This window comes from Crossiella sp. S99.2 (genome assembly GCF_023094165.1).
In the GTDB taxonomy this organism is placed as follows: domain Bacteria; phylum Actinomycetota; class Actinomycetes; order Mycobacteriales; family Pseudonocardiaceae; genus Crossiella.
The window spans coordinates 276588-297247 of record NZ_JALMDK010000009.1 but is presented as its reverse complement, the minus strand read 5'-3'; the positions used below and the strand labels follow the sequence as shown (position 1 = coordinate 297247).

Below are 20660 nucleotides of genomic sequence, written 5' to 3'. Positions count from 1 at the left end.
CGTGGCTACCGCCCCTGGCACGGAGCTGGACAAGCGGACCGGCGCTGCCCTCGACACGCATGACGAACCCTCGGTCGAATGGGGCTGGCACGGGCACTTCCCGCGCGCCACCAAGATCATGGGCTGGGTCTCGGTCATCGCCATGCTGGGCATGCTGATCGGCAACCACACCGGCTGGAACGAGGACGTCTACCTCATCCTGACCGCGGTGTTCATGGCGGGCGCGCTGATCCGCTGGCAGATCAAGGACCGCACCTCCTGGCGGAACTGACCGCCGCGTCCCACTCCTCGGTACGCCGGAACCGTCTCTTGCGCATGCCCGCATGAGACGGTTCGCTGCTGTCATGGATGTCGTGCTGGAGCCGTTCTGGCCCAGCCGACGCTGCCGTCTGTTCGACCAGTTCTGTAGGTAGGCCGCGCGCCCGGTGGGGTCCGCTGTCCTCATCCGCGCGTGGCCGGTCCGTTCGTGTCGTCCCCTCGCCACGCACAGAACGGGATCACCACCCATGTCCGTCACCGACGAACTGCTCGAGAACAACGCCGCCTACGCCGCCGCCTTCACCGGCCCGCTGCCCCTGCCGCCCGCCCGCGGCCTGGCCGTGCTCGCCTGCATGGACGCCCGGCTCGACGTCTACCGGGTGCTCGGCCTCCAGGAGGGCGAATCGCACGTCATCCGCAACGCCGGGGGCGTGGTCACCGAGGACGAGATCCGCTCGCTGGCGATCAGCCAGCGGCTGCTCGGCACCACCGAGATCATCCTCATCCACCACACCGACTGCGGGATGCTGACCTTCACCGACGACGGGTTCAAGGCCTCGATCCAGGCCGAGACCGGGGTCAAGCCGCCCTGGGCGGCGGAGGCGTTCAGCGATCTGGAGACCGATGTGCGCCAGTCCATCGCCCGGATCAGGAACAGCCCGTACCTCCCGCACACCGGCTCGGTGCGCGGGTTCGTCTTCGACGTCGCGACCGGAAAGCTGAACGAGGTCGTCTGATATATCGACCGTGAACCGTCCGTGTAGCCCCTCGGCCTAAGGTGCTGCCCATGAAGCCGAGGGGCATCGGTCGCGGGCGCGTGCCCATCGCACTGACCGCGCTGACCGTGACAGGTGCGGTGGTGGTGGCGCTGACCGGCGCGGCCACCCCGCGGGGTGGGGCGGACTTCCTGCAGAACGGGCACTGGGTGCACAACGCGGTGCTCGGCGGGATCTACCACCTCAACGGGGCGACCGGGGCGATCGACGCCCAGGTGGCCGCGCCGGAGGTGCCGGCGGGCAGTCAGGTGGTGCAGGGCAGCAGCAGTGGCTACGTCATCCTGCCGCGCGGGCAGGTCGTCGAGTTCAGCAAGTCCACGTTGCGGGTGGAGAAGACCACCCAGCTGCCCACGACCGCCGAGGCGCCGGTGCCGCTGCAGGTCACCGGCGGGCCGTACCTGGTGTTCAAGCAGGCGGGCAAGATCTCCCGGCTGGGTGGGCGCACCGCGGGCGAGGTGTCCACCGACGGCGCTGTGGGCGATCCGGTGGCCACCGCGGACGGCACCGTGTGGGTGCACCTGACCGACACCGGCGCGATCTGCAAGCTGACCAGGGAGGCCACCCGGCTGGCCTGTCCGGCCGCCGCGCCCAAGGGCCACGCCGGATCGCTGACCGTGGTCGCCGACCAGCCGGTGTTCCTGAACACCACCGCCGACACCGTGCACGCCGTGGGCGAGGGCCCGCTGGACGAGGGCACCAAGGTGGGCGCGGACCTGCCGCCGACCGCGCGGCCGGCCAGCACCGACGTGGACGGGCGGATCGCCGTGCTCGACCCGGGCGGCAGGCGGTTGCTGCTGGTGGACGCCGGTGGCCTGGACAAGAGCAGGCCCGCGGAGCAGCCCAGGGTGGTGAGCCTGCCCTCGGGTGAGTACGCCGACGTGGAGTCCTCGGGGCAGCGGGTGGTCGTGGTGGACAAGACCCGCAACTCGGTGCTCACCTACAACCGCGACGGCGGCCAGGTGGGGTCCACGCCGGTGCCGCCGGGCGCGACCAGGGTCAGCCGGGGCGAGGACTCCCGGGTGTATGTGGACAACGTGGACGGCACGCACGTGGTCGCGGTGGACCACGACGGCGGCGTCATCCCGGTGCCGATCACCAAGGACCGGATCAGCACCAGCGGCAAGCCGCCGCAGCCGCCGCCGGCCGAGCCCAGCCTGACCAGCGCGCAGGGCCCGCCCAGCTCCCGCAACCTGCCGCCGCGACTGGATCCGCCGCGGCGCGGCACCACCGTGGCCGCGCGGCCGAACACCGGTCGCCCGGTCGCCCCGGCCAGTCCGCCGGGTGCGCCGCCGGGAGTGCGGGCGAGTGCGGGCAACGGGCAGCTCACGGTGAACTGGGGCGCGGCCGCGGCCAACGGGGCGGCGGTGTCGGCCTACCACGTGTCCTGGACCTCCAGCGCGGGCGGCGACTCGGTCCGGGTCGGCGGTGGGGCACGCTCCAACGTGATCCGCGGGCTGGCGAACGGGACCGCGTACACGGTGACCGTGGTGGCGGAGAATCCGGCCGGGCGCGGGCCCGGCGCGCAGTCCAGGGCGACCCCGGTGGTGCCGAAGCCGGTGCGCTCGATCGAGTTGAGCCGCGGCAGGCCCGAGCTGTACAAGAACGACTGCACCTACCTGCCGCACAGCGCGCTGATGCGGGTGACCCTGCGCGGCTTCACCCCGGGCAGCCGGGTGCTCGTGATCCCCTACTCCGACAACAAGGACTACCGGAACGAGGGCACCACGCAGACCGTCGGCGGTGACGGCTCGGTGACCTTCCAGGCGTTCCACTTCTGCCAGGTCGGCAGGAATGTGTGGGTCCGGGGCGACGGCGTGCAGTCCAACACGATCAAATGGGTGAGTCAGTGACCAGGCTGACCCGGCGCGGCCTCGCCGTGCTGGTGTTCGCGGTGCTGCTGCTGATCGCCGGGGTGCTCGCCGGGCATCCGCTGCTGCGGGCGCTCGGCGGGCTGTGCGCGGGCGCGGTCGGCGCGGCGCTGGCGCTGGTGGTGCGACGGCCGAAAGTGGCGGTGACCAGGGAGGTCTACCCGGACCGGGTCGAGCGCGGCCGGCCCGCGCTGGCCCGGTTGCTGGTGCGCAACCCCGGCCCCCGGCGGCAGGTCGCGTTCACCGCGGGCGACCGGCTCGGCGAGGGCGTGCACGAGGTGCGGGTCAACGCGCTGCCACCAGGCACCGAGGCCAGCTACCACTACGAACTGTCCACCCAGAAACGCGGGCGGCTGCCGGTGGGGCCGCTGGTGCTGGAACGCACCGATCCGCTGGGCCTGGCCCGCGGCACGCTGTCCACCGGCACCGCGGCCACCGTGTGGGTGCATCCGCGCAGGCACCCGCTGCGGCTGGCCGTGCGCGGCACGCCCCGGCACCACCACGAGGGCCGGGTGGCCGAGGATCTGCACGGCTCGCTGGACCTGCGCGAGGTCCGCGAGTACCAGCCCGGCGACGAGGTCCGGCACCTGCACTGGAAGGCGGCGGCGCGCACCGGGCGGCTGATGGTGCGCCAGTACGCCGATCCGGACCAGCCGCGGCTCACCCTGCTGCTGGACACCAGGGCGGAATCGCTGTCCGCGCAAGGGTTCGAGGAGGCGGTGGAGGTGGCCGCCTCGGTGCTGCACGCGGCCGCGCTCGGCGGTCAGCGGTGCAGGCTGGTCACCCCCGGCGGGGTTGATCTGTCCACTTCGGACGGTCCAGCGGCCGCGCGGCGGTTGCTGGACGAACTGTGCGAACTGCCCCAGGACGCCTCGGCCGCGCTGGCCCCGCCGTCGCTGGCCCAGTCCCGGAGCCGGGACGGCGCGCTGGTCGTGGTGACCGGGGTGACGCTGGACGAGTCGACCGCGCTGGCCAGGCTGCGGGCGCGGTACCCGGCGACCACCGTGGTCGCGCTGGGCGAGTCGGTGACGCCGATCCCGGCCGGGCGGGTGATCCGGGCGGTAGACGCGGCCGCGGCGGTGCGCCGGTGGAACGCGGTGACCGGATGAGCACACGACAAACCCTGGCCGGGGTGCTGCTGGCCGGCGCGGTGGCCGGATTGCTGTTCGCGCCGGTGTTCGGGCTCGCGGAGCTGCTGCCCTCGGTGCTGGTGGTCACCCTGGTGCTGGCCGCGGGCAGCGAGCTGGTGGCGCGGTACCCGGCGCTGACGCCGTGGCGGCCATTGCTGCTCGGTGTGGCCGGGCTGCTGGGCATCGTGCAGACCGAGCTGTTCCCGACCACGCTGGCCGGGTTGCCGACCGGGGACACCCTGGCCGCGCTGGGCGCCGGGCTGGTCGACTCCTGGCAGCAGGCCCTGGACTCGACCTGGCCTGCCCGGCCCGAACCGGAACTGCTGCTGTTCGTGCCGCTGCTGGTGCTGGGCGCCGGACTGCTCGGGATCGAACTGGCGCACCGGGCCCGCGGTCCGCTGCCCGCGTTGCTGCCGAGTGCGGCGGTGCTGGGCCTGAGCCAGCTCTACGCGCCCGCGCCCGAAGGACTCGCGGTGGCCGCCGCGCTGGGCTACGCCGCCGCCGGCGTGCTGACGCTGGTGCGCGGGCGGGTGCGGCCGGTGGCGCTGGCCGCGGTGATCGGCGCCGCGCTGGCCGGCTCGGGACTCGCGGTGCTGGCGGATCCGTTGGGGCGCCCGGCTTATTCGCTCAAGGACGAGCGGACCACGCCGCTGCCGCCCGCGCCCACCGCCAGTCCCCTGGACGAGATCGCGGCCCGGCTGCGCGCCCCGGACCGGACGGTGTTCTCCTACACCGGCTCGGCCAAGGTGGACCGTTGGACCACGGTGGTGCTGACCCACTTCGACGGGACGAACTGGCGGCCCGACGAGTACTTCCAGCGCCTGGGCGCCGAACTCGCGCCGCCACCCGGCCTGCTCGACCCGCAACGCCGGGAAGCCGACATCACCACGCTGCCCGGCAGCGGGCGCTGGCTGCCCAGCCAGCCCTGGCCCGCCGCGGTGACCGGCCTGGATCCCTTGGTGGGCCCGGACAACGGCATGCTGTTCGGACCCGGCGGCATCACCAACTACCGGCTCGCCTGGTGGGAACCCCAGGCCGAGGGGCTCCTGGACGCGGCGATCGACCCGGAGGTGCCCGGCTGGCGGGACGACATCGGCGAAATCCCGCCCGGCGTGGCCGAACTGGCCACCGAGGCCGCCAAAGGACTGCGCGCGACCTTCCAGTCCGCCCTGCAATTGCAGCGCTACCTCACCGAGCACTACAAGGTGTCCGTCAGCAACGAGCTGCCGACCGGGCACGGCTGGCCGCAGATCCGGAAGTTCCTGTTGGAGGACAAGGAAGGCACCAGCGAGCAGTTCGCCACCGCCTACGTCGCGCTGGCCCGGTTGCTGGGCATCCCGGCCCGGGTCGCGGTCGGTTTCGCCGCACCGGCCACCGCCACCGCGGACGGACGGCGGGTGGTGCGCAACCGGGATGTGCTGGCCTGGCCCGAGGTCGCGGTGCAGGGCTTCGGCTGGGTGGCACTGGACCCGACCAAAACCGCGGCCAGGGACAGCAACGCCGACAGCGGCGGCCTGGCCGACCTGACCAATCAGGCCCGGCAGAAGCTGCCCGCGCCAGCGGACCTGCGCGACCCCGACCTGCCCGCCACCGGAACCGGTGACAGCGAAGAGGAAACGGCCGCCGGTGGCTGGCAGTGGCTGTGGTGGTCGCTGCTCGGACTGGTGCTCGCGCTGCCGGTGCTGTGGCTGGCCGGAGTGCCGTTGTGGCGGCTGCTGCGGCGCTGGCGACGGCGCCGGGCCACCGGCGCGGCCGCGGTGACCGGGGCGGTGGCCGAGGTGCGGGACCGGTTGCGCGCCTTCCGGATCCCGGTGACCCCTGGCATGACCGTGCGCGATCTGGCCATCGCGGCCGCGCCGCTGGCCGACCGGTTCACCGTGGACACCCTGCGGCTGCTGGCAGGCACCGTGGACACCGCGCTGTGGTCCGGCGCCCCGGCCACCGCCGAGCTGACCGACCGAGCCTGGGACGCCGAGCGACAGGTGCGCAAGAGCTTGTCCCGCAACGGATCCCTCCGCGACCGGCTGCGCGCCGCGCTGGATCCGCGCACCGCCTGACAGCTTCCGGCCAGACCGCCCCATCGCAGCGGCGGTCTGGCCAGCATGAGGCGGTGAACCGAACCTGTCTCCCCCTGCTGGCGGGCGTTGCCGCGCTGCTGCTGGGCGGGTGCGCCACGACCGCGCCCGCCCCGGCCACCTCCTCGACGACGCCCGCCAGCAGCACCGCACCGAGTTCCAGCAGCACCCCGCCACCACCGCCGCCCGCGCCGCTGCCCACCGCGGCCGCCGACGGCAGCAATCTGCGCGCCTGCACGGACGGGACCTGCGAGGTGCTGCTGGACAAACCCGCCACGATCAACCTGGTCAAGCAGCAGGTCGGCACGGTGCGGGTGGCCAAGATCGAGGCGGACTCGGTCACGCTGAACCTGACCTTCCCCAGTGGCCGGATCGAGTTCAACTGCGACCAGGGCGTGCAGTGCTCGCTGGTCGGCGCCACCGCCGGTTCCCCGGCGATGACCTTCGTGGTGGCCAGGACCGGCGGCTGGCTCACCACCAACGGGCTGCGCACCCAGGTCGTGGCCGTGCGCGACGGGGTCGCGGTCATCCGGCTGGGCCCGGCCTAGACCCAGGTCTTGCGCTGGTCCGAGACGGCGTGCAGGAACGGGTCGAAGTCCAGGTCGGTGCTCGCCGGATCGGCGTCCATCGGCAGGAACTCCTTGACCAGCTCGAAGACCTCCCGCTGGGCCGCGGCCACCGCGCGCTGGATGGTCTCCACGATGTCCGCGGCCAGCAGCTCCGAATCGGGCTGCCGGTACACGCGCGGGTTCAGCTCCAGTTCCAGCAGCTCACCGCGGGCGCCGACGGTCGCGCTGATCAGCCCGTCCGGTGAGTCGGCGGTGCCGGTGATGTCCCGCATGCCTTCGCGCAGCCTGCGCACCGAATCCGCCAGCTGCTGGATCCCCTGATCGGTCACTGTTCCTCCTGCACCGGGTTCGAGAGGCCAAGTGTGCTGCGGCGCAACAGGATCCGGCGCACGCTGACAGCTTGCGGCCAGGCCCGGCCGCGCGGGCCCGCCAGGCCGGACCATCGCAGGATGGGACGCATTCGCCTGCACGCCACCGTTTTCCTGGCGGCCACGCTGCTCGGCCTCGGCGCGGGCGGCGGGCTCGCCCTGGCCGCGCCGCCGCCCGGCACCTGCCACAACCCCACCCCTGCTCGGCCGGAGATCGCGCAATTGCCGTGGGCCCAACAGGTTCTGGCCCCGGACCGGGCCTGGCCGTTCAGCGACGGGGCCGGGGTGACAGTGGCCGTGGTGGACTCGGGAGTGGACGCCGATCACCCGCAGCTGGCGTCAAAGGTGTTGCGGGGCCGGGACTTCTACTACCTCGGCGGCCTGCCCGGCAACTTCGACTGCGTCTCGCACGGCACCGCGGTGGCCGGGATCATCGCGGCAGGCGAGGCGGACCGGATCGGGTTCCGCGGCATCGCGCCGGGCGCGCGGATCCTGCCGGTGCGGGTCAGCGACCGGGACCTGACCGACAACGGCGGCGCGGCCGCGATCGACCCGGTGGTGCTGGCCCGCGGCATCTGGTGGGCGGTGGACCAGGGCGTCAAGGTGCTCAACCTGTCGGTGTCCGGGCCGGTGGACAACGGGCACATCCGGGACGCGGTGGCCTACGCGGTCAGCAAGGACGTGCTGGTGGTGGCCGCGGCCGGGAACCAGCAGCCGGACAGCCCGCTCGCCTCCCGGCCCTCCTACCCGGCCGCCTACCCCGGGGTGCTCGGGGTAGGCGCGATCGACATCGACGGCGCGAAACTGCCCGCCTCCCAGCTCGGCGACTTCGTGGACCTGGTCGCGCCAGGGGCAGGCGTGCTCGGCCCGACCCGCGCCGGCGGGCACACCTACTTCACCGGCACCAGTTTCGCCGCGCCGTTCGTGGCCGGGACCGCCGCGCTGGTCCGCGCCCGCTGGCCGGAGCTGTCCGCGGCCGAGGTGACCCGGCGACTGCTGGCCACCGCCACCCCGGCGCGCGGCGGCAAGGGCAGTCCGGGCTACGGCGCGGGCGTGGTCGACCCGTATCGCGCGGTCACCGACGGCCTGTCCGCGGTGGCCCCGGTGCCGGTGCCGCCGCTGACCCATCCCGCGCCGGATGTGGCCCGGCTCAGCGCGGAAGCCTGGTGGCGGGACGCGGGCGAGCAGGCCAAGGCCGGCGCCGCGGCAGCCGTGGGCGCGGCGGTGCTGGCGGTGCTGATCGCGGTGGTGCTGCCGCGCGGCCGCCGCAGGCGCTGGGCCGCGAGCACCACCGATCCACTGCCCGCTGCCCCGGTCCGGGAGGAGCTGCCCGAGCAGGTGTTCCTGCTGCCGCCCCCGCCGGTGGAACGCTGACACACCACAAACCCCGGTCCGCCGCTGGCGCGGACCGGGGCCTGGGTGCCGAGGTCAGCCGATCGAGGTGCTGCCGATCCGCGAGATGGACTGCTGCAACGCGGTCTGCAGGTTCGTGTTGGTGTTCTGCACACCGCCGCGGATCTGCTCCACCAGCTCCTGACGCTGCTGGCTGACCGCCTTCCAGGCATCGTGCACACCGCCGAACTCGCCACCACCGGTGTCCGTCCAGTCCGAACCGGTGATTCCGGCGGCCTGGGCCATCTGGTCCATCTCGGACTGAATCTGGTTGATGGTGCCCAGCAACTGCTGCGCGAATCCATCGAGCTGTCCGAAGTTTCCGCGAACGACGTCTACCATTTCCTGCTCCCCTGTTCAGAACGCAATCAGATCAGTACGCGAGCGGCTCAGGTGGTGGTCAGTCCGGCGAAACCACCGGCGGAGTCCTGGTCCTGCTGCTCGTAGGTGCGCGAGGCGAAGGTGACGTTCTCGCCCAGCTCGGTCAGCGAGGCCACCACCCGCTGCACCCCGGTCACCCAGTTGTCGAAGGCCTGGTCGAAGCTGACCTTGGCCTGGCCCTCCCAGGCGCCGCTGAGCGCGTCGGCCTGGGCGGTGGCCCGCTGCCGGTGACCGTCGATGCTCTGCGCGATGTTCGTGGCGGCGGTACCGGTCTGCGCGATTCCGCTTACCGCACCGTGAATTTGCCCGGACATGCGGGCTCCCCTCATTCGGACGGCCAATGCCGTGTATTCCGGTCGACCTGACGCTAAAGCGGAGCGCGGCATCGCACGGCGGTCACGGCACCTTCCTGCCACCGCCATTTCCCGGCCCACGCATTCCAGGACGATCGGATTCCCCAGCCGATGAAGGAGGAATCCGTGGCGACGATCGTGGTGCGGCGGCCGCAGCGCAGACCCGCGCCCGAGCTGCCCTCCGGCGAGCTGGTCATCGACGCGCCGCCGGAGATCCCGGCGCCGGCGGGCAGGCAGTGGCAGCAGGCGCTGATGATGCTGCCGATGATCGCCGTGCTCGGCGCGTCCGTGCTGCTGTTCTCCGGTTCGGCCGCGGGCACGCTGCGGTACGTCGTCCTCGGCCTGTTCGGGGTGGCCGCGGTCGGCATGATCGTGATGACCTTCGTCACCGGCGGCGGCCCCAGCAAACGCGAAATGGGCCTTGCCAGGCGGTCCTACCTGCGTGGACTGGCCCAGCACCGGCTGCGGGTGCGGCGCACCGCGCACCGGCAGCGGGACGCGCTGGCCTACCTGCACCCCGAACCGCGGGCGCTGTGGTCGGTGGCCGCGAGCTACCGGCTGTGGGAACGCCGCCGGGACGACCCGGACTTCGCGGTGGCCCGGATCGGAGCAGGCGCGCAGAGCCTGTCCACCGCGATCATCGCGCCGGACACCAAACCCCTCGAACAGCTGGAACCGTTGTCCGCCTTGGCTTTGCGCCGGTTCATCAGCACCTTCACCGCCATCCCCGGCCTGCCGCTGGCCATCGCGGTCACCGGGTTCGGCCGGATCCACCTGCGCGGCGACAGCGACCGGGTGGTCGGCCTGGCCAGGGCCCTGGTCGCCTCGCTGGCCACCCTGCAAACCCCGGAGGACCTGCGGATCGCGGTGTGTGCGGGCCGGGACGAGCGCCCGGACTGGGAGTGGGTGAAGTGGCTGCCGCACGCACTGCACCCGGAGAAGACCGACGCGCTGGGCCCGCTGCGGCTGGTCGCGCCGACCGTGCCCGGCATCGAGGCCATGCTGGAGGACCTGCTGGCCCAGCGCCGCCGGTTCGACCCGGAGGCCGGGCACCCCGGCGGTGAACCGCACCTGGTGGTGGTCATCGACGGCGGCTCGACCATCGGCTCGGACCACCTGATGACCGGCGGCGGCGTGGAAGGCGTCACCGTGCTCGACCTGACCACGCTGCCGCCGCGGGCGCTGGACCGGGCCGCGGTGGTGCTGGAGGTGGCCGCGGACGGCACGCTGACCAGCGAGACCATCGACGGTGAGACCGAACTGGGCGTGGCCGACGAGCTGGACGCGATCGCCGCCGAGGGCCTGGCCCGGCAGCTCGCCCCGCTGCGTGGCGCCGACGGCGGCCGCGGTGAACAGCCGCTGAGCGCCTCGCTCGGACTGGGCGAACTGCTCGACATCGGCGACCCATACCTGTTCGACCCCACCCGGACCTGGGTGCAGCGGCCCAACCGGGACAAGCTGCGGATCCGCTTCGGCGTGCGCGCCGACGGCACCCCGATCGAGATCGACCTCAAGGAGTCCGCGCAGGACGGCATGGGCCCGCACGGGCTGCTGGTGGGCGCCACCGGCGCGGGCAAGAGCGAACTGCTGCGCACCCTGGTGCTCGCGCTGGCGGTGACCCACCCGCCCAGCTCGCTGAACTTCGCGCTGATCGACTTCAAGGGCGGGGCCACCTTCACCAAGCTGGACCGGCTGCCGCACACCAGCGCGGTGATCACCAACCTGGCCGAGGAACTGCCCCTGGTCGACCGGATGACCGACGCCATCAACGGCGAGCTGATCCGCCGCCAGGAACTGCTGCGCGCGGCCGGCAACTTCTCCTCGCTGCGCGACTACGAGAAGGCCCGCGCGGCGGGCGCGCCGCTGCCGGAGGTGCCCACGCTGTTCGTGGTGTGCGACGAGTTCAGCGAACTGCTCTCGGCCAAACCGGACTTCATCGACATGTTCGTGCAGATCGGCCGGATCGGCCGGGCACTGGGCGTGCACCTGCTGCTGGCCAGCCAGCGACTGGAGGAGGGCCGGTTGCGCGGCCTGGACACCTACCTGTCCTACCGGATCGGGCTGCGCACCTTCTCCGAGGCGGAAAGCCGGGTGGTGCTGGGCGTCGGCGACGCCTTCGCGCTGCCCCGCGCGCCAGGACACGGCTTCCTGAAGTCGGGCACCGAGCCGATGGTGCGGTTCCGCTCGGCCTACGTCTCCGGCGTGCACCGCCGCGCCGAGGCCGGTTCCAGTGGCGCCGGACCGCGCGCGCCCCGGCTGATGGCCTACTCCACCGCCTACCTCGCCCCGCCCGCCGACACCACGCCGGTGGTGACCGCGCCCGAGGACCCGGACGAGGGCGTCGGGGAGAGCCTGCTGGACGTGCTGGTCGAACGATTCGAGGGCAAAGGCGTGCCGGCACACCAGGTCTGGCTGCCCCCGCTGGCCGAGTCGCCGTCCCTGGACCAGCTGCTCGGCACCCCGGTCGAGGACCCGATCCGCGGCCTCGGGATCACCGAACCGCGGCTGGCCGGGCGGCTGCTCGCGGTGGCCGGGATCGTGGACCGGCCCCTGGAGCAGCGGCGCGAGCACCTGGTGCTGGACCTGTCCGCCGCGACCGGGCACGCCCTGGTCGTCGGCGCCCCGCACAGCGGCCGCAGCACCGCGCTGCGCACCCTGATCACCAGCCTCGCGCTCACCCACACCCCGCGCGAGGTCCAGTTCTACTGCCTCGACTTCGGCGGCGGCAGCCTCGGCGCCCTCACCGGCCTGCCGCACGTGGGCGGGGTGGCTGGCAGGCAGAACGCCGGCGCGGTGCGGCGCACGGTGGCCGAGGTGGTCACCGCGCTGACCCACCGGGAACGGCTCTTCGCCGAGCACGACATCGACGGCATGGCCGAGTTCCGCAGGCTGCGCGCGGAGGGCCGGTTCGCCGAGGAGGTGCACGGCGACGTGTTCCTGGTGGTGGACGGCTGGGCCACGCTGCGCAAGGAGTTCGAGGACCTGGAGGACCCGGTCGCCGACATCGCCGCGCGCGGCCTGTCCTACGGCATCCACGTGCTCGCCGCCTGCGGCCGCTCCTTCGACCTGCGGCCCAACATTCGCGACCTGTTCGGCAGCCGGATCGAGCTGCGCCTGGGCGATCCGCTGGACACCATGGTCGACCGGGCCAGCGCGAGCGCGGTGCCGGAGAACGCGCCCGGCCGCGGCGTCAGCATGGGCAAACACCAGCTGCTGCTCGCCCTGCCGCGCATCGACGGCGGCAACGATCCGCGTGATCTGCCCGCCGGGGTCGCCGAGTTGGTCAGCGGCGTCGCCCGCGGCTGGCACGGTCCGCGCGCGCCCAAGGTCCGGATGCTGCCCGCCAGCCTGTCCTACCCCGACCTGATCGCCATGGACGAGCAGCACCGCCTGGTCACCGGCATCGCCGAACGCGATCTCGCGCCGGTGCACTGGGACTACAAGGCCGATCCGCACCACCTGCTGCTGGGCGGCCCGGAGTCCGGCAAGACCACGTTCCTGCGGGTGCTGGCCCGCCGCATCCAGGAGACGATGACGCCGGAGCAGGCCCGGATCGTGCTCATCGACCACCGCCGCGGCCTGCTCGGCGAGGTCGGCGCGCCCTACCTGCTGGGCTACGGCACCGACAAGGCCACCACCGGCAGGCTGATGACCGAGGCCGCCACCGCGCTCACCGAACGGTTGCCGGGCAAGAACATCACGCCCGAACAGCTGCGCACCCGGAACTGGTGGGCGGGCCCGGAGATCTTCGTGCTGGTCGACGACTACGACCTGGTCGCCAGCCAGTACGACAACCCGATGCTGCCGTTGCTGGACTACCTGCCCCAGGGCCGTGACGTCGGCCTGCACGTGGTGCTGGCCCGGCGCACCGGCGGGGCCGGGCGGGCCATGTTCGAGCAGTTCTTCACCAGGCTCCGCGATGTCGGCTCACCCGGACTGATGTTGTCCGGGGACAAGGAGGAGGGACCGCTGCTGGGCGGGCTGAAGGCGGAGAAACTGCCGCCCGGCCGCGGCTGGCTGGTCGACCGCCGCGACTCGGCCCGCCTGGTGCAACTCGCCTGGCTGCCACCCGGCGAGGCGTGACCCACAAGCCCATCCGAGAGGGGAGATCCAGATGTCCGCACCACCGGGGCACATCAACGGCCGGATCAGCGCGATGCGCGATTTCGCCGACCAGCTACGCCAACCGGACTTCACCGCGGTCCGCGCCGCCGGCGCCGCCAGCGCCCAGGGCGCCGGCGGCGGCATGGAAGAAGGCACCGCGTTCGGCGCCGCGCACACCGAGGCGGTGACCAAGGTCGAGGCGTTCACCACGGCGGTGGACCAAGGCTACACCGCGTACAAGGGCCTGGCCGTCGGCGCGGCCGAGGAGTACTCGGGCCAGGACCGCGACAGCGCCCGGCAGATGCCGACCGGCGAGCGGACCGGGTGAGGGGGAGGTCATGGACTACACCACGATGGAGATCGAGCAGCAGGTCCAGCTGATCGAGGCGGAGATCGGCGGCGGCCGCGTCCAGCAGGTCACCAAGGCCCGCGAGATGTGGACCGCGCTGCACAACCAGCTGAGCCAGGCCAGTACCGACCTGCACGGCCGGGGTCAGGAACTGGGCCAGCACTGGCTGGACAGCGCCGGCCACCTCTTCGGCGACCAGGTCCAGGCCGGCGTGACCTCGCTGACCGACTGGACCGAACGCATCGCCACCGAACCCGCCTCCTCGCTGGCCAACCTCGCCGTCGCCCTGCCCCAGGCCCACGCCGGCGTCATGGCGACCTGGGAGTGGTTCCAGAAAGCGATCCAACAGGCTCCTGCCATGGAGGCCGAACTGCGCAGGCAGGCCAGCCAGAACGCGGGCGTCCCGATGAACCAGCTCGCCGCCCTGTTCACCCAGACCGCCGAAGCCACCCGCAACGCCCTGGGCACCGACTGGCGCGGCCCCCAGAACACCGCCGCCCCCAACTCCCCAGCCAACGCCACCGACGCCGCCCCCGGCGCCCCCACGGGCGCCCCACCCGGCGCACCCCCCGGCGGCCCGGCAGGTGCCCCTCCCGGCGGCCCCGCGGGCGCACCCCCCGGCGGCGCACCCGGCGGAGCCCCAGGCAGCCCACCCGGCGCTCCACCCGCACCCCCCGGCGGCCCCAGCCTCGCCGGCGGCACACCCACCCCAGCAGTGCCCAAACCCACCGTGCCACCCCCGCTCCCGTCCCTCCCGCCCCCCGTCAACACCCCGCCCCTCCCCCTGCTCCCCCCGGTCCCCACCGGTGGCCTGGGCGGCGCGGGCGGCCTGGCCGGGGCAAGGGGCGGCGGGGTCAAACCGCCCGGTCTCAAGGGCTCGGGCATCCTCGGCCCGCCACCCATCCCCCGCGCCGCCGCCATGGGCGCCGCGGTCAACCTGGCCCCACCCCCAGAGGCCCCGGTCGCCGCAGCGGGCACCACCGGCAGCACCAACGCCGCCAACTCCCTGTCCCGGGGCGCGGGCATCCCCCCGATGGCCCCGCCACTGGGCGGCGCCGGCGTGGGCGGCAACCAGCCCAAACCCGGCAGCGGCGCGGCGAAGAACGCGGGCACGGCGCCGGGCAAGGGCGTCAAGCGGGGCATTCCCGGCGTCCCGGCCCGGTTGGGCGGGCAGTCCGCGGGAGTCGCCGCGGTGCCGACCGGGTCCCGGCGACGCCGTGCGGAGGAGACCACGACGATCGAACTGCTGGACGAGGAGATGTGGCGCGTCGAGGGCGCACCGGCGGCCTCGGCCGTGGTGCAGCCCGAGCAGCCGCGTGGACGTCGCCGGTCTCGCTGACGGATCGGCGAAAGCCGTTGCCCCGCCCGGTTTTCCGGGCGGGGCAACGGTGTTTTCGGGGCTGGGCGGGCGGGCCAATGCCGATGCGCCACCATGCGCACGAATCCCGCTCATGGTGGCGCATCGGCCACTCGACCTCGGTTGTCCTCGCCTACGAACGTTTCGCGGCCTGCGGATCCAGTCCGCTGCCCAACGGGATGCGCGAGACCAGCCCGGCGGGCATCCGCACCGGCACAACCCCCTCGTACCCAAGCATCGCCAGCACGTCCGGGGCGGCCAGCGGGTGGTTGCGGCCCTGGTCGCTGACCAGGGACAGGGTGCCGACCGGGGCGGTTGGGCTGGGTAGCGCCTCGACCAGGGCCACTGAGCCCGGCGGGACCAGGACCCGGTCGGCCAGGGGCAGGCCGGTGTCGGTGCGGCGGGTGGTCAGCAGGGCCGGATCTCGTTGTGGCAGCACGGGATCCACCGTCACACCGGGCACCTGCTGGCCGGGTGCGAAGCTCGCGCACACGGTGGGCGCGCCTGCGGCCGAACCGGCGAACTCCGGGCGCTTGTCTGGGGCCTGGCCTGCCTTGGCTGGGGTCGCGGCGGCGAGCCGGGCGCCGCTGACGGCCAAGGGGCTCAACGTGATGCCGTTCAGTTCGCCGCCCAGGGCCTCGGCGGTGGGTTTGTGCGCGCGCTGGATCTCGTACTGCAGGGCCGAGATCGGGCGCAGCCGGTCGGCCTCGGCCAGGTAGTGCTGGGTCACCTCGCCCGAGGTGCGCACCAGCGCCAGCTCGCCGATCCGCAGGTCCGGTTTGCCGGGCACCGCGGTGCTCGGTTTTCCGGTGTCCGGCAACAAGATCGGCCCGATCGGCTCGCCTGCGGGCAGGTTGTCCACCAGTGCGGCGCCCGCCCGCAGCAGCGGACCGCGTTGCAGTGCCAGCCGGACCGCGCCGGTGTCGGCCTGGGCGATCCGGTGCCGGTGCCCGCGCCACACCAGCTGCCAGTCCCCCTTGTCCGGGAGTTCCAGCAGCAGCGCGGCATCGCCGAGCAGCCGACCGCCCGGGGGTGGCTGGCCGACCAGCAGCACCGACTCGTGCACCGCCGCGCCGGTGCTGTCCACCGCGGGCTGGGAGCACATGCTCCAGCCGCCGCCAAGCACCCGCTCCTTGCCCGGCAGCCCATCCGGCACGTCCACCAGCCCGATCCGCGGCGCCCGCGGCACCCCGACCAGGGAGTTCCGCGAGACGTCCATGGTCGGCGCGTACTTGCCCAGCGCCAGCAACGCGGAGGTGTGGTTGGTGACCGGCCGCAGCCTGTCGTCCACGTACACCAGCCGCGCCCCGGTCTCCTTCTCCACGATCACCGCGTCGCCGGAACGCCAGGCGTCCTTGCCGCCCGGCACGATCAGCCCGTACACGCCGAAGCCGGCCAGGATGATCACCGCCAGCGCGATGCTGCCGAGTGCGGACACGCTCGGCCGCCGGAACGGTGGCTGTTCCGGATCGGTCTCCCTGGTGACCAGCGCGGAGATCGCCCGCTGGGCCAGGAACTGGTGTGCCTGAAGCTGATCGCGACTCGATGCCATCTCAGCCGCCCAGCCCGCGCAGGTAGGCGTACAGGTCCAGCACCGCGCACACCACCGGGACCACGGCGAGCACCACCGCCACCTCGAACAGCTCGGCATAACGCCCGAGGTAGGGACTCGCCGGACCGGTGCTGTGCCGCAGACCGCCGAAGACGATCAGCCCGCCGACCACGAGCAGCACCGCACCGGCGATGGCCACCCGCCCGGCCAGCAACGGACCGAGCGCAAGGCACACCGCCCCGCACACCCCCGCGCCCAGCAACGGAATCCGTTGCCACAGCACGGGATACAGCCGCGCCCGGAGCAGGAACCCGAGTGTGAGCACCACCAGCAGCCACAACGCGGACGTGCGGCCACTGCGCACCAGCACCACCTGGCAGAGCACGGCCACCAGCCCGGCGCCGACCAGCATGCCGGTCAGCAACCCGTGTGCCCGCGACACCGCCTGGTACACCGCCGGTCGTGGCGGTTGCGGATCATCCCGAATGAGATCCGCGGTGGTGCGCGGCAGCACCGGCATCGGCACCCTGGCCAGCCGGATCGCCAGCGGAGCCAGCATCGGGGAGAACGCCAGCACCGCGCCGACCACGATCGCGGCCGCCTGGGCGCCATCGAAGACATCCAGGCTCGCGAGCACCCCGCCCAGCACGCCGAGCAGTCCACTGGTCGCCGCCGCGGCGAAGACCGGCAGTCCGTGTGCGGTGCCGAGATGACCGAGCACTGCCCCGAGCAACAGTGCCGCGCTGCCCGCCTGCACCTGGGGTGCGCCCAGGTCCAGCAGCGGGTGGCTGCCGGCCAGGAGCAAAGCTCCACCGAGGAAGGAGTACGGCAGCGCCAGCGCCCCGAAGACCGCGCCGGCCACCGCGTCTCCCGCGGTCCTGGCCAACGTAGCACCCACGGCGAGTAGCGCCAAACTCACCAGGAGTGACCACAAACCGGGCATCGGCCAGGGCGGTCCGGCCCGCAGCACCACCGCCAGACCCAGCAGCAGCACCACGCCGCCGACGGTCAGCGCGGCCCGCCGGGTGTGCCGCGCGCTCCAGGCCCGCCCGGCCCGGCCCGCCCCGTCGGCGATCGCGTCGACCAGGTCGTCGTACTCCAGCTCCGGCCATTCGGTGCGCCGCGAGGTCAGGTGCAGCACCTCGCCGTCCCGGATCCGGTACGAGCCGAGCGTGCGCCCCAGTTCCAGCGGCGAGCCGTCACCGCGCCGCAGCAGCCAGCCGCCGTCGCCCGCGCCGTCGTCGGCGAGGTGCTCCCCCGCGTGCCGCAACAGCCCCGGCACGATCTCGGCGACGCTGGACTGCTCGGGCAGCGCCATGTCGATGCGCCGGTGCGGCGCGGCGACCGTCACTCGCACCAGCCCGGTCGTGGTCATCGGCCTACCTCCTCGCACCGGCCGGTGCGGCAACAAGCTGCCGCCCGGCACGCACCTGTGGTTCGTCTTTCCTACGATCTGGTGGAGCGCCGCGACGGGGAACCGGGTCGGCAGCTAGCGGCCATCACCGGTGCGGACGGATGATTGGCGCCGGAGCGAAAAGCTGGAGGGGAGCCCGCGATGACCAGCAACGGGCCCGAGGAACTGGTTCTGCTCGGGGACGGTCCGGTGGCCACGGTGTACGCCGGGGTGCGCGCGGACACCGGGGAGGCGTACGCGCTGAAGGTCTTCCCGGCCAAACTGCCCAAGCGCACCCGCGCCGAGCTGGACCGTGAACTGGCCCGGCTGGCCGGTCTGCGCGACCGCGCGCCGGTGCTGGTCGCCGACGCGGTCGAGGACACCCCCGACGGCCGCACCGCGCTGCGGATGGAGCTGTGCTCGCAGTCCCTGCGCGAGCTGGTCACCAGCTGCGGCAGGCTGTCCGTGCCGGACGCGATCGCGCTGGGCCGCGCCGTGGCCACCGCGCTCTCCGCCGCGCACGGCGCCGGCCTGGTGCACGGCGGCGTCACCCCCGGCAACCTGCTGTTCCGCCCCACCGGCGAACCCGTGCTCGCCGACCTCGGCCTCACCCTGCGCCGCGCCTACCCCCGCGACCAGCGCACCGGCATCGACTTCGCCGCCCCGGAAACCCTGCGTGACGGCACCGTGGACGAACGCTCGGACCTCTACGGCCTGGGCGCGCTGCTGCACCTGGCTCTGTCCGGGGAGTCCCCGCACCCTGGCGCGATCGGCGAGCCGGAGGGTGAGCGGATGCTGCGTGTGCTCGGCACGCCGGTGCCGCCGCTGAACCGGGCGGACGTGCCCGAGGCGCTGGTGGCGGTGGTGTCGGCGTTGCTGAGCAAGGATCCGGCGCTGCGCCCGGCCGAGGCCGCGGTGGTCTCGGAGTGGCTGGCCCGGATCGGCGGCCCGGAGACGCGGACCGCGCGACCGACGACGCAAGGGCGCGGGTTCGACGATTTCGCCGAGCAGGTCCCGGCCTATCGCCCCGCGCCGCCCCACGGCACGCCGGGTCCGCACCAGCCCGGTGGACCCGCCGCTCGCCCCGGCCAGCCCGTCGCGGGCTATCCCGGCAACTCCGCGACCGGCCGCAGGCGCCCGGCGCCCCAGCCCGGCTCGTCAGCCCCCGGCGCCCCGGCCGCGGCCGACCCCGGCCCACTCGCCGCGGACCGCCCCGACCTGCCCGCGGACAACTTCCCGGACGCCTCCGCACCCCACCACCGGAACACCACCCAGTCCGACAAGGCCACCCCCGCGCCCCCGCAACCCCGCGGCGCCCCCTTGGTGATCTCCGGCCCGGCCCGGCCCGAACGCCCAGCCAGCCGCACCGGGCTGGTGCTCGGCGGCGTCGGCGTGCTCGCCGTGCTCGCCGTCGGCGCGGTGCTGCTGATCAGCGAGGACCCGGCCGAGATGGCCCTGCCGCCCGGCCCGGTCCCGGCCAGCGCCACCCCGTCGACCGCCGAGAAGCCGGTGGAGATCGTGCTGAAAGAGCCCGTGGTGCGCGGGAACAAGGTCGAACTGAACTGGCACAGCAGTGAAGCGATGTACTTCTCGGTCGCCGTGGCGCGCGAGAACCAGGACCGGGCCGACATGTCCACACTGCAGCGCAGCACCAGCCTCACGGTCGACATCGACCCGAATCTCAAGTACTGCTTCCAGGTCAGCGGTTCCAGCAGCGGCGCGGTCCACAAGAGCCAGATCAGGGCCATCAACGGAGCGACCTGCCGCGACTAGCGCGTGCTCTGGTTCAGCGCCGGGGCCGGGGTCGCGGCCAGCACGTCGGCCACGATCTCGGCCGGGCCGCGCTGGTTCAGCTCGGCGTCGGCGGTGAGCACCAGGCGGTGCGCGAGCACCGGCACCGCGACGTCCTTGATGTCATCCGGGGTGACGAAGTTGCGCCCCTCGGTGGCGGCCATCGCCTGGGCCGCGCGCACCAGCGCGATGCTGCCGCGCGGGCTCGCGCCGAAGCGGACCGCGGTGTGCTCGCGGGTGGCCCCGGCCAGCCGGGCGGCGTACTCGACCACCGCGCGGTCCAGGTGCGCCTTGCGGACCTCGGTGATCGCCGCGACCAGGGTCGGGATGTCGACCACGGCGGGCAGGTCGTCCGGGGAGACGCCCGCGCAGTCGCTCATGATCACCAGCACCTCGGCGTCGACGTCCGGGTAACCCACCGCCAACCGCATCAGGAACCGGTCGAGCTGGGCCTCGGGCAGCCGGTAGGTGCCCTCCATCTCGATCGGGTTCTGGGTGGCCACCACCAGGAACGGGCTGGGCACCGGATGGGTGACCGCGTCCACGGTGACCCGCCGCTCGGACATGACCTCCAGCAGCGCGGACTGGGTCTTGGGCGTGCCGCGGTTGATCTCGTCGGCGACCACCACGTTGGCGAAGATGCCGCCGGGGTGGAAGGTGAACTGCTCTTCCTTCTGGTGGTACACGGTCACGCCGGTGATGTCGCCGGGCAGCAGGTCGGGGGTGAACTGGATCCGGTTCCAGCTACCGCCGATGCTGCGCGCGATGCACCGGGCCAGCGTGGTCTTGCCCAGCCCCGGCACGTCCTCGATCAGCAGGTGCCCCTCGGCCAGCAGCGCGGCCACGGCCAGCCGGACCACCTCGGGTTTGCCGCGCAGCACCGACTGCACGTTGCGCGCGATCAGCGAGTAGACCTGCCCGGCCTGAGTGCCACTCATTCCCAA

Annotated in this window: 17 protein-coding genes; 11 read left to right on the top strand and 6 right to left on the bottom strand. The window is 73.4% G+C overall.

The annotated features are described in order from the left end of the window. The first annotated feature begins 1 nt into the window (after position 1). The 6 genes from MZC64_RS32080 to MZC64_RS32055 all read left to right on the top strand — a co-directional run bounded on the left by MZC64_RS32080 (position 2) and on the right by MZC64_RS32055 (position 6655). Positions 2–271 carry a DUF2631 domain-containing protein gene (locus MZC64_RS32080; protein ID WP_247760511.1) on the top strand — a complete coding sequence of 90 codons (270 nt, stop codon included), beginning with the start codon at positions 2–4 and terminating at the stop codon, positions 269–271. A gap of 235 nt (positions 272–506) precedes the next feature. Further along, positions 507–995, top strand: a complete 489-nt coding sequence (locus tag MZC64_RS32075; RefSeq protein WP_247760512.1) for a carbonic anhydrase — start codon at positions 507–509, stop codon at positions 993–995. 50 nt (positions 996–1045) lie between these two features. Next, positions 1046–2884, top strand: a complete 1839-nt coding sequence (locus tag MZC64_RS32070) for a fibronectin type III domain-containing protein (RefSeq protein ID WP_247760513.1) — start codon at positions 1046–1048, stop codon at positions 2882–2884. Continuing rightward, positions 2881–4011, top strand: a complete 1131-nt coding sequence (locus MZC64_RS32065; protein ID WP_247760514.1) for a DUF58 domain-containing protein — start codon at positions 2881–2883, stop codon at positions 4009–4011. The genes MZC64_RS32070 and MZC64_RS32065 overlap by 4 nt, the downstream gene beginning before the upstream one ends. Beyond that, complete coding sequence (locus tag MZC64_RS32060; protein ID WP_247760515.1) at positions 4008–6089, top strand: transglutaminase domain-containing protein; 2082 nt, start codon at positions 4008–4010, stop codon at positions 6087–6089. Before MZC64_RS32065 ends, MZC64_RS32060 begins: the two co-directional genes overlap by 4 nt. 53 nt (positions 6090–6142) lie before the next feature. Continuing rightward, complete coding sequence (locus MZC64_RS32055; RefSeq protein WP_247760516.1) at positions 6143–6655, top strand: hypothetical protein; 513 nt, start codon at positions 6143–6145, stop codon at positions 6653–6655. On the opposite strand, the gene MZC64_RS32050 is transcribed toward MZC64_RS32055, so the two are convergent. Beyond that, the gene (locus MZC64_RS32050; protein WP_247760517.1) at positions 6652–7005 is read right to left on the bottom strand and encodes a YbaB/EbfC family nucleoid-associated protein; all 354 of its coding nucleotides are present in this window, start codon (positions 7003–7005) and stop codon (positions 6652–6654) included. The two genes, MZC64_RS32055 and MZC64_RS32050, sit on opposite strands and share 4 nt — an antisense overlap. A gap of 120 nt (positions 7006–7125) precedes the next feature. On the opposite strand from MZC64_RS32050, the gene mycP reads away from it, so the two are divergent. Continuing rightward, the gene (mycP, locus tag MZC64_RS32045) at positions 7126–8418 is read left to right on the top strand and encodes a type VII secretion-associated serine protease mycosin (protein WP_247760518.1); all 1293 of its coding nucleotides are present in this window, start codon (positions 7126–7128) and stop codon (positions 8416–8418) included. A gap of 54 nt (positions 8419–8472) precedes the next feature. On the opposite strand, the gene MZC64_RS32040 is transcribed toward mycP, so the two are convergent. Both MZC64_RS32040 and MZC64_RS32035 read right to left on the bottom strand, forming a co-directional pair. Then, complete coding sequence (locus MZC64_RS32040) at positions 8473–8778, bottom strand: WXG100 family type VII secretion target (protein ID WP_247760519.1); 306 nt, start codon at positions 8776–8778, stop codon at positions 8473–8475. Positions 8779–8825: 47 nt separating this feature from the next. Next, positions 8826–9131: a WXG100 family type VII secretion target gene (locus tag MZC64_RS32035; RefSeq protein WP_247760520.1), complete on the bottom strand. Its 306-nt coding sequence runs from the start codon at positions 9129–9131 to the stop codon at positions 8826–8828. A gap of 165 nt (positions 9132–9296) precedes the next feature. Between MZC64_RS32035 and eccCa the strand changes: the two genes are divergently transcribed. Genes eccCa through MZC64_RS32020 form a run of 3 tightly spaced genes read left to right on the top strand, consistent with a single transcriptional unit; the run spans position 9297 to position 14962 of the window. Further along, complete coding sequence (gene eccCa / locus MZC64_RS32030) at positions 9297–13253, top strand: type VII secretion protein EccCa (RefSeq protein WP_247760521.1); 3957 nt, start codon at positions 9297–9299, stop codon at positions 13251–13253. A 31-nt stretch (positions 13254–13284) separates the two neighbouring features. Then, complete coding sequence (locus tag MZC64_RS32025; protein WP_247760522.1) at positions 13285–13602, top strand: hypothetical protein; 318 nt, start codon at positions 13285–13287, stop codon at positions 13600–13602. A gap of 10 nt (positions 13603–13612) precedes the next feature. Further along, positions 13613–14962 carry a hypothetical protein gene (locus MZC64_RS32020; protein ID WP_247760523.1) on the top strand — a complete coding sequence of 450 codons (1350 nt, stop codon included), beginning with the start codon at positions 13613–13615 and terminating at the stop codon, positions 14960–14962. Positions 14963–15113: 151 nt separating this feature from the next. Here MZC64_RS32020 and eccB read toward each other — a convergent pair whose 3' ends face one another. Both eccB and eccD read right to left on the bottom strand, forming a co-directional pair. After that, a complete protein-coding gene (gene eccB / locus MZC64_RS32015) occupies positions 15114–16532 on the bottom strand; it encodes a type VII secretion protein EccB (protein ID WP_247760524.1) in 1419 nt (472 codons plus the stop codon). A gap of 1 nt (position 16533) precedes the next feature. Next, positions 16534–17907 (bottom strand): type VII secretion integral membrane protein EccD, encoded by a 1374-nt coding sequence (gene eccD / locus MZC64_RS32010; RefSeq protein WP_247760525.1) that lies wholly within the window; start codon positions 17905–17907, stop codon positions 16534–16536. Between the two features lie 180 nt (positions 17908–18087). Between eccD and MZC64_RS32005 the strand changes: the two genes are divergently transcribed. Next, positions 18088–19698, top strand: a complete 1611-nt coding sequence (locus MZC64_RS32005) for a protein kinase (RefSeq protein WP_247760526.1) — start codon at positions 18088–18090, stop codon at positions 19696–19698. On the opposite strand, the gene MZC64_RS32000 is transcribed toward MZC64_RS32005, so the two are convergent. Beyond that, positions 19695–20654: a MoxR family ATPase gene (locus MZC64_RS32000; RefSeq protein ID WP_247760527.1), complete on the bottom strand. Its 960-nt coding sequence runs from the start codon at positions 20652–20654 to the stop codon at positions 19695–19697. The two genes, MZC64_RS32005 and MZC64_RS32000, sit on opposite strands and share 4 nt — an antisense overlap. Positions 20655–20660 lie beyond the last annotated feature (6 nt).

Bases quoted from the DNA above. Each gene is read 5' to 3' on its own strand.
- MZC64_RS32060 (WP_247760515.1), top strand. From the start codon at position 4,008: ATGAGCACACGACAAACCCTGGCCGGGGTGCTGCTGGCCGGCGCGGTG.
- MZC64_RS32005 (WP_247760526.1), top strand. From the start codon at position 18,088: ATGACCAGCAACGGGCCCGAGGAACTGGTTCTGCTCGGGGACGGTCCG.
- MZC64_RS32020 (WP_247760523.1), top strand. From the start codon at position 13,613: ATGGACTACACCACGATGGAGATCGAGCAGCAGGTCCAGCTGATCGAG.
- MZC64_RS32070 (WP_247760513.1), top strand. From the start codon at position 1,046: ATGAAGCCGAGGGGCATCGGTCGCGGGCGCGTGCCCATCGCACTGACC.
- MZC64_RS32035 (WP_247760520.1), bottom strand. From the start codon at position 9,131: ATGTCCGGGCAAATTCACGGTGCGGTAAGCGGAATCGCGCAGACCGGT.
- MZC64_RS32075 (WP_247760512.1), top strand. From the start codon at position 507: ATGTCCGTCACCGACGAACTGCTCGAGAACAACGCCGCCTACGCCGCC.
- MZC64_RS32040 (WP_247760519.1), bottom strand. From the start codon at position 8,778: ATGGTAGACGTCGTTCGCGGAAACTTCGGACAGCTCGATGGATTCGCG.
- MZC64_RS32000 (WP_247760527.1), bottom strand. From the start codon at position 20,654: ATGAGTGGCACTCAGGCCGGGCAGGTCTACTCGCTGATCGCGCGCAAC.
- mycP (WP_247760518.1), top strand. From the start codon at position 7,126: ATGGGACGCATTCGCCTGCACGCCACCGTTTTCCTGGCGGCCACGCTG.
- MZC64_RS32025 (WP_247760522.1), top strand. From the start codon at position 13,285: ATGTCCGCACCACCGGGGCACATCAACGGCCGGATCAGCGCGATGCGC.
- eccD (WP_247760525.1), bottom strand. From the start codon at position 17,907: ATGACCACGACCGGGCTGGTGCGAGTGACGGTCGCCGCGCCGCACCGG.
- eccB (WP_247760524.1), bottom strand. From the start codon at position 16,532: ATGGCATCGAGTCGCGATCAGCTTCAGGCACACCAGTTCCTGGCCCAG.